Source organism: Moorena sp. SIO3I6 (genome assembly GCF_010672095.1).
In genome coordinates this window covers 1-8,883 of record NZ_JAAHHU010000210.1, presented here as the reverse complement: position 1 = coordinate 8,883, position 8,883 = coordinate 1, and the positions used below count along the sequence as shown (strand labels likewise).

At 45.4% G+C, this 8,883-nt stretch carries 6 protein-coding genes; 5 read left to right on the top strand and 1 reads right to left on the bottom strand.

The genetic code is table 11. The annotated features are described in order from the left end of the window. Positions 1 to 550: 550 nt before the first annotated feature. Positions 551 to 2,332: a pyruvate kinase gene (pyk, locus tag F6K49_RS31485; RefSeq protein ID WP_293017263.1), complete on the top strand. Its 1,782-nt coding sequence runs from the start codon at positions 551 to 553 to the stop codon at positions 2,330 to 2,332. A gap of 407 nt (positions 2,333 to 2,739) precedes the next feature. Here the strand turns inward: pyk and F6K49_RS31480 are convergent, their stop codons facing one another. Continuing rightward, positions 2,740 to 3,288, bottom strand: a complete 549-nt coding sequence (locus F6K49_RS31480) for a hypothetical protein (protein WP_293017262.1) — start codon at positions 3,286 to 3,288, stop codon at positions 2,740 to 2,742. A 377-nt stretch (positions 3,289 to 3,665) separates the two neighbouring features. Between F6K49_RS31480 and F6K49_RS31475 the strand changes: the two genes are divergently transcribed. The 4 genes from F6K49_RS31475 to tkt all read left to right on the top strand — a co-directional run bounded on the left by F6K49_RS31475 (position 3,666) and on the right by tkt (position 8,480). Then, entirely contained in the window at positions 3,666 to 3,800 is a 135-nt protein-coding gene (locus tag F6K49_RS31475; RefSeq protein ID WP_293017261.1) for a hypothetical protein, read from the top strand. A 722-nt stretch (positions 3,801 to 4,522) separates the two neighbouring features. Beyond that, positions 4,523 to 4,780 (top strand): acyl carrier protein, encoded by a 258-nt coding sequence (gene acpP, locus F6K49_RS31470; protein ID WP_293017260.1) that lies wholly within the window; start codon positions 4,523 to 4,525, stop codon positions 4,778 to 4,780. A 63-nt stretch (positions 4,781 to 4,843) separates the two neighbouring features. Continuing rightward, a complete protein-coding gene (gene fabF, locus F6K49_RS31465; protein ID WP_293017357.1) occupies positions 4,844 to 6,112 on the top strand; it encodes a beta-ketoacyl-ACP synthase II in 1,269 nt (422 codons plus the stop codon). Between the two features lie 361 nt (positions 6,113 to 6,473). Continuing rightward, positions 6,474 to 8,480, top strand: coding sequence for a transketolase (tkt, locus tag F6K49_RS31460; RefSeq protein WP_293017259.1), 2,007 nt, complete (start codon positions 6,474 to 6,476; stop codon positions 8,478 to 8,480). Positions 8,481 to 8,883: the final 403 nt, after the last annotated feature.

Genomic DNA, 8,883 nt, shown 5'->3' with positions numbered 1-8,883 from the left:
TTTCGGCGTTTGAGTAAAGATTATGAGTTGTACACGACCAAAGCGCGAAGCGATGATCGGGAGGCTCGCTCATTCGTTTAATGACTCGCCGATTAGCTTCTTAAGCTTTTGTTTACAAATCAGCTCTAAGTCTAATTCTTCCAATACTATCCAGGGTAAACGCAAGAATCAATAAGGCCGCATTATTCTCAACAATATTGATATAAATATGCAATAGTCCTGAGAATTAAGGCTTATTATTGTCATAATCCTTGCTCCATATCACATTTTGGCTCAATTTTTCTTGCGCTTACCCTGCAATACTATCTTATTGATTACGACTCGATTACGACAAAAATTTTTTGCCTGGAAATTCATCCCCCACTAACCGGACTTAGTGTAGATTGGGGAATGTTTACCGAATCTTATTAAACCTGGCTTGGTACTAATAACTAATGACTCATAACAAGTCTTTGTAAAGATATTTAGGAAAACTTAATATCAGACAAAAAACAGTAATGTGCCATGCTAAGGTGTTCTTCGGGAAACCAACCTAATCCCTTTCACGTTTATGCAATCGCCAAATTCCCTACGTCGGACAAAGATTGTTGCCACAATTGGCCCTGCGAGCAATAGCCCAGATGTTCTCAAGGCACTAATTCAAGCTGGTGCCACCACTTTACGACTTAACTTTTCCCATGGCACCCACGAAGACCATCAGCGCAATATTCGCCTGATTCGCCAGACGGCCTTTGAACTCAATCAGCCTGTAGCAATCCTGCAAGACTTGCAAGGACCGAAAATTCGCTTGGGGCGGTTTGAAAACGGTTCCATTGTTGTCAACAATGGCGATCGCTTCACCTTAACCAGCAAATCCATGGTTGGTAAACAGGAAATCAGTTCAGTTACCTACGAACCCCTAGCGGACGAAGTGCCTGCGGGAGCCACCATCCTATTAGACGATGGCAAAGTTGAGATGCGGGTAGATGAGGTAGACCGAGAGCAACGAGCCTTGCACTGTACCGTTACCGTCGGTGGACCCCTCTCAAATAACAAGGGTGTTAACTTCCCTGGTGTCTATCTATCCATCAAAGCTCTAACCGATAAAGACCGACGAGATTTAATGTTTGGTTTGGATCAAGGTGTGGATTGGGTAGCACTCTCCTTTGTTCGTAATCCTCAGGACATATTAGAAATCAAAGAACTGATTAACAGTGCTGGCAAGCAGGTACCCGTCGTGGCCAAAATTGAAAAGCATGAAGCCATTGAGCAAATGGAGGCAATTATCTCCCTGTGCGATGGGGTGATGGTTGCTCGGGGTGACTTAGGGGTAGAACTGCCAGCAGAGGATGTACCAATCTTACAAAAGCGACTGATTGCCTCAGCCAATCGACGGGGAATCCCAGTCATCACTGCCACTCAAATGTTGGACAGTATGGTTCACTCACCCCGACCAACTCGTGCAGAGGTTTCTGACGTAGCTAATGCTATCCTTGATGGCACTGATGCAGTCATGCTCTCTAATGAAACAGCGGTTGGTAAATACCCAGTAGAAGCTGTAAAGACCATGGGCACGGTTGCGGTGCGCATTGAGCAAGAACAGATTATCGGTAATGCTCGTGACACCAGCCGTTCCATTCCCAATGCTATATCCCAGGCAGTTGGTCACATTGCGGAGCAGTTAGATGCAGCAGCCATCATGACTCTGACCAAAACCGGTGCTACAGCGCGGAATGTTTCTAAATTCCGACCCCAGACTCCGATATTAGCAGTAACACCCCATGTAGATGTGGCTCGACAACTCCAGCTAGTTTGGGGGGTCAGACCTTTGTTAGTCCTGGATTTACCCTCAACTGGTCAGACCTTCCAAGCCGCAATCAGCGTGGCTCAGGAAAAACAGCTTCTAACAGAAAGAGATTTGGTGGTCATGACGGCGGGGACAATCCAAGGTGTGGCTGGGTCAACAGACTTAATTAAAGTAGAGTTAGTCAAAGCAGTTTTGGGTCAGGGAGTTGGTATTGGTCAGGGATCAGTAAGTGGTGTTGCTCGGGTGGCTGACACTGATGGTGATCTACCTAACTTCAACCACGGAGAAATCCTAGTCGCTCCTTCCACCAATGCCAAATTTGTGGAAGTTATTCGCAAGGCAGCAGGAATTATCACTGAGGAAGATAGTATAACTAGCCATGCAGCAGTGATTGGCTTACGCTTGGGTGTGCCAGTAATTGTGGGGGTAAAGAATGCGACCCAATTGATTCGGGATGGGGCAATTTTGACTCTGGACACACAGCGGGGTTTAGTTTATTCTGGTACCCTTGGGGCTAGCCCCACTGACGGGTTACTAATGACTTGAATAAATTATACCCATCACCTATACCCATCACCATTGTGTATTTTGTCTTGGCTATTGCCTGGTTTTTCTGTGTATGCTCAAGGGTCACTTAACTATCAAATGTGTTGTGGTACTATTCGGCTACTAACTTAACCTGGTAGAGTCAATAATTAGAAATTAGTAAGTGGTAAGATTAAGTCCGGTTAATCACTTATAAAATGGTTGATCCTATGCCCATGAATTGTTAATTGTTAATTGTTAATTGTTAATTGTTAATTGTTGATTGACCATTTTCAATTTTCAATTTTCAATTAACTAAAACCCCAGAATGATAAGTAGTCAACCGGACACGATATTACTCATGACCGTCACTGTCCTGCTTTAAGCTTGTAGAGTGATCAAAATTTATCATCAACACATCTTGGTTTTTACATCTTTAGTGCTTCGATTTCAGTGAGTAGGGATTGAGTTTCAAGATGCTTCTGTCTCAGTTTCCCTGCCAAGATACTTTTTTGCTGCTTTAGTTGTTGTTTTTCCATAGTCAGGCATTGATTTTCAGCCCTCTCCAATTCAAGTTGCTTTTCTAAGCATGCTTTATCCCATGCCAATTGTTTGTTTTGTCTTAGGAGTGATTTAACTTCCGTCTTGACTTGGTTTAGCTCCACAATTATTCCTTTGGTTTTCTGTACCATCAACTCCCAGGCTTGATAATCCCAATTTGAAGTTTCTACTCCCCCATCAAGCTCTTCAAGAAAAGCCTGCTTTTCCAGCTCCAGCTGTTCAACCCTCTCTTGGAGTGAGACATTTTTTTTATGCAACCTCCTTAAGGAGTTATTAACTACAATAAACTTATTGATTATCCCGATGATTTGCTGATGACTTTCTTTAAGTTCATAGTCCAGCCACTTGATTTTATCATTAGCCAAATTTAGATCTTGTTCAATGGCTTCATAGTTATTGAAAATAAAAAAAAACAATAAATTAATAAATTTTGGATTTGATGGCTATCTTTGATAGTATTGTTTTTGGTTGGATAATCATAAATTGCCAATAAAAACCAGCTGAATAACCAAAAAATAATACTTGAATTCATGAGACTTTCCTTGTTAAGTGATTACATCAATTTTAGGATCAACTTGACCTAGCACGACAACCGTGTAAATACATAATTGAGCTAACTGAGCTAACTCATTCCAAAACTGATCTTACGAGGAATTTCACCGAAGTCGTGTATTTTGAAAAGCTCATCTTGATCAAACAAAAATTTTTTACTGCTGCCCTTTTAGTAGGGATTGGTTAGTTAGCCCATCAACTAATATCAACTCTGCTTGAATACCCATAATTAAGGAGAGCGTTGGAAGGGTGGGGAGGGTGGGAACCCACCCCTAACCCCTCCCAGGAGGGGAAGATGGGGAGATGGGGAGATGGGAACCCACCCCTAACCCCTCCCAGGAGGGGAAGATGGGGAGATAGGGGAGATTTTTATTAAGGGTAATTATCCTGAAATGATATAGTACCAATTCTTCAAAGTAGGACTACAGATGCAGATGGTCAGATGGTCAGATAGTCAGATCCAATGAATGTGTAGTCGTGTGAGCAGTAATAATTGTAAGAATTGGTATAATTATGTATTCAGTATTCATACCGATACTGTCGGCGCGATGGCTGCGATCGCAACTCCGTCAAACCCAAAGGAAGGCTTGATAAATCAGCTTCCCGCTAATCACGGCTTTTTGTAAAGTTTTGTTTGATTAGCTTGACAAAAATACAAAAAAACTTATAATTTCCAAGAGCGACCATCGTGAATTAACAGGGTTAGCTCGGATGCCAGAAACTCAAATTCCAAGGGACGATGTTGAAATTATGTCCATGAAGCTCTAAAGTTTGGCTGGGTCAAGTCTCGGAAGGCAACGGTCATGTGAGGAGAAAAGGAGCGGTTTTTTGAGGTTTGGTGTACAATTCCTAAGGATGTCTCTTGGGTTACCATCAAATGTTGTGGAAACTAAGCAGTTCTGGGGTCTTGAGCAAATTAATATAGATGACACGGGGGACAAAGGCACCAAAGCCGAGGATTAAGGGAAGTGGGGTCAGGCTCTGAAGCCTTATTACCTACCTACAAGATGAGACCTCTTTCGGATAAGATCAGAAAACCCATAAAATCAGTAAGTAGTACTTGAGAGGTTCTAGCTAAAAAGGCTGAGGAATATTTATATGAGCGACATTTTCGAGAAAGTTCAGGGAATCGTTTCAGAACAGTTGGACGTTGAGGCGAGCGAGGTTACCCCAGAAGCCAACTTTGCCAACGATCTGGGCGCTGACTCCCTAGACACAGTTGAACTGGTGATGGCGTTAGAAGAAGCTTTCGACATCGAAATCCCTGATGAAGCGGCGGAAAAGATCGACACTGTTCAAAAGGCTGTGGATTACATTGGGGAAAAAGCAGGAGCAGGAGCAGAAACTCCAGCTTAATCAGCCTGATTTATTACCGCAAGTTCTGCGTTCACGGTCGATAAGCCTAGTTTTAATGGCATGATGACAAACTTTGATAAAAAACGGGTCGTTGTTACAGGTCTCGGTGCAATTACGCCAATAGGCAACACGGTGGCTGAGTACTGGGGAGGGTTGTTAAACGGACGCAATGGTATTGGTTTAATTTCCTTATTTGATGCCTCCAAGCACGCTTGTCGTATTGCTGGCGAGGTAAAGGGCTTTGATCCCCATGACTACATGAAGAGTAAGGAAGCAAAGCGTATGGACCGCTTTGCTCAATTGGCGGTTTCTGCCAGTAAGCAAGCATTAGCTGATGCCCAGTTTGAGATCAATGACCTGAACGCAGAACAGGTCGGTGTAATGATTGGCACTGGTATCGGTGGTCTCAAGGTACTGGAAGACCAGGAAACAGTTCTTATTAAACGTGGACCTGACCGCTGTAGTCCTTTTATGATCCCGATGATGATTGCTAACATGGCAGCTGGTCAGACAGGAATTCATACGGGAGCGAAGGGACCCAATAGTTGCCCAGTTACTGCTTGTGCCGCAGGGTCTAATGCCGTAGGTGATGCGTTTCGCTTAATCCAGCGAGGCTATGCCCAAGCCATGATTTGTGGCGGTGCTGAAGCGGCGGTGACTCCCCTAGCAATGGCGGGTTTTGCATCAGCACGAGCTTTATCTACTCGTAACGATACTCCTGAGTCAGCTTGCTGTCCTTTTGATATCGCTCGCAATGGCTTCGTGATGGGAGAAGGTTCTGGGATTCTGATCCTAGAGGAACTAGAACACGCCCTCAGTCGTGGAGCAAAAATTTATGCCGAAATCGTTGGCTATGCCATGACCTGTGATGCCCATCACATCACATCCCCTGTACCAGGTGGCGAAGGAGCAGCCAGGGCTATAGCACTGACGATGAAGGATGCTGGTTTGACGGCCGAACAGGTTAGCTACATCAATGCCCACGGGACTAGTACAGTTGCCAATGATAAAACTGAAACAGCAGCGATTAAAAAAGCTTTAGGAGACCATGCCTATAAAGTAGCAATTAGCTCCACCAAATCCATGACAGGTCATTTGTTGGGAGGGTCTGGTGGCATTGAAGCAGTGGCTTCAGTGATGGCAATTGCCCATGACCAGATTCCACCAACGATAAATTTGAACAACCCAGACCCTGAATGTGATTTGGATTACGTACCCAATTATAGTCGCCAGCAGATGGTAGAAGTAGTGCTATCCAATTCCTTTGGGTTCGGCGGTCATAATGTAACCCTAGCCTTCAAAAAATACCGGGAAAGTGGGAATAAAGTTTGAACCGTTAACGGCTTACTCCGTAGGAGAACCAAAAGGGTAGCCTTGAGCTTATGGTGGGCATTGGGTGAAGGTAGGTCAAGGAAAAAACTACTAGTTCCAACTACTAGTTAATGATAGTTACTGAGTAACCCATATTCCCAGGCTTTATGGATTGTTTTCATCCTTGATGCTTCATCCTACCCTACAAGGGAAGCTATCCGGCGAACATCCTTCATGCTGAGCCAATCCCTATCTCTTGCTGATTGATCCCGGTAATGGGATTATGAGAAAGTACCTTTGGGTCAACCGAGAGCCACCCTTGTTTGAACTCAGACAAATTCTTGTTAGACCATAGTACACACATATCCATTAAACAGAAATTATGGCCGTTGCAACCCAGTCTCTCGAAGAACTTTGCATCAATTCCATCCGCTTCTTGGCGATTGATGCTGTAGAAAAGGCCAAGTCTGGTCATCCTGGGCTGCCCATGGGGGCGGCTCCTATGGCATTCGTGCTTTGGGACCGTTTTATGCGGTATAACCCCAAAAATCCCAATTGGTTCAACCGCGATCGCTTCGTCTTGTCGGCTGGTCATGGCTGTATGTTGCAATACGCCTTACTTTACCTAACTGGCTATGATGGTGTAACCATAGACGATCTTCAGCAGTTCCGCCAGTGGGAATCGGTCACACCTGGACACCCAGAAAACTTTGAAACCGATGGGGTTGAAGTAACTACTGGTCCATTGGGACAGGGAATTGCCAATGGTGTGGGTTTGGCAATGGCAGAAGCTCACTTAGCTGCTAGGTTCAACAAACCGGATGCTACGATTGTCGATCATTACACCTACGTCATCCTTGGTGATGGTTGCAACATGGAAGGGGTGTCTGGTGAAGCCTGTTCTTTAGCGGGTCACCTAGGACTTGGTAAACTCATCGCCCTCTACGATGACAACCATATTTCCATCGACGGCTCTACTGACTTAGCCTTTACTGAAGATGTGGGTAAGCGCTTTGAAGCCTATGGCTGGCACGTCAAACATGTAGAGAGTGGTAACACTGACCTCGAAGCTATCAATGATGCCATAGCAGCAGCCAAAGCCGTAACAGATAAGCCGTCTTTGATTAAGGTAACCACCACCATTGGCTATGGTTCTCCTAACAAAGCCAATTCACATGCTGTCCATGGTGCAGCTTTAGGTGGGGATGAAGTGGAGGCCACTCGCAAACACCTGGGATGGGAATATGAACCCTTTGTAGTTCCAGATGATGCTCTCAATCATTTCCGCAAAGCAGTGGAACGCGGTACGGAAGCGGAAGCTGCCTGGAATCAAACCCTAGAAGATTACAAAGCAAAGTATCCTGAACAAGCAGCAGAATTTGAGCAAATTACCAGTGGCCAACTCCCGGAAGGATGGGAAAAAGCCCTTCCCACCTACACGCCGGAAGACAAGGGAGTAGCAACCCGTAAACATTCTCAAGCCACTCTCAATGCACTTGCTCCCGTACTGCCTCAATTGATTGGTGGTTCCGCTGACCTCGCTCCCTCCAATCTCACTTTATTGAACATATCTGGGGATTTCCAGAAAGGGCAATATGAAAACCGGAACCTACGCTTTGGCGTCCGGGAACATGGTATGGGAGCGATTTGCAATGGCATTGCCCTTCACAACTCTGGCTTGATTCCCTATGGAGCCACCTTCCTGATTTTCACCGACTATATGCGGGCAGCAATTCGCCTGTCGGCTCTATCAGAAGCTGGGGTAATTTGGGTAATGACCCACGACTCGGTAGCCTTAGGTGAAGATGGTCCGACACACCAACCGGTTGAAACCATTGCTTCCCTAAGGACTATACCAAATCTGGTAGTCCTTCGACCTGCTGATGGCAACGAAACCTCTGGGGCTTATAAGGTAGCTATTGAGCGTCGTAATGCTCCAACTCTCCTCGCCTTTACCCGACAAGGTTTACCTAACCTAGCTGGTAGTTCCATTGAAGCCGCGACCAAAGGGGCTTACGTCCTCTCTGACAGCGATGGCACTCCTGACATTATCCTGATTGGTACTGGTAGCGAAGTGTCACTGTGTGTCCAAGGGGCTGAGCAGTTGCGAGAGGAAGGGAAGAAAGTCCGTGTTGTCTCCATGCCAAGCTGGGAACTTTTTGAAGCCCAGGATGAAGCCTATCGGGAATCCGTCTTGCCCAAAGCAGTTACCAAGCGCCTCGCGGTCGAAGCTGGTGTCAGCTTTGGTTGGTGCCGTTACTTGGGTAGCGAGGGTGATATGATTAGCATTGATCGCTTTGGTGTTTCTGCTCCCGGTGGCGTCGCTATGGCGAAGTTTGGTTACACGGTTGAGAATGTAGTCGCTAAAGCCAAAGCCTTGTTGGGATAATTAACCCAATATAATCCCTAATTCTACCTAACTCAGCTAGGGTAAACATTTCCCTGGTCATGGGAAGGCCAGAATAATGCTTGTTCTAGTGGCAGAGGGAAAAAGGGAGAGTTTCTCCTCTCCCTTACCTCGACCACCACCAGGGCTGTTGGGTTTACCGTTCCCCCCCCAGATCAGCAATTCTAGGGCTTGATCAACTTGATCAAAAAAGTTGGCTTGGGTTACTCCCTCAGGCCTTAGCCAAGCAAGCAGGCTTTGACACTCCCCGGTCTTTAGACCTATGCTTTATAAACATATTTCTTTACAAAAAACTTGACAAAAGTAACTTGATATGATTAGTGTGATCAAAAAACTTGACGTCCCACGTTCTCGCTCAGTTTGTATAGGAAAAGCCTTTTGCCAA

Coding starts and splice junctions, on each gene's coding strand:
- pyk (WP_293017263.1), top strand. CDS start 551: ATGCAATCGCCAAATTCCCTACGTCGGACAAAGATTGTTGCCACAATT.
- acpP (WP_293017260.1), top strand. CDS start 4,523: ATGAGCGACATTTTCGAGAAAGTTCAGGGAATCGTTTCAGAACAGTTG.
- fabF (WP_293017357.1), top strand. CDS start 4,844: ATGACAAACTTTGATAAAAAACGGGTCGTTGTTACAGGTCTCGGTGCA.
- tkt (WP_293017259.1), top strand. CDS start 6,474: ATGGCCGTTGCAACCCAGTCTCTCGAAGAACTTTGCATCAATTCCATC.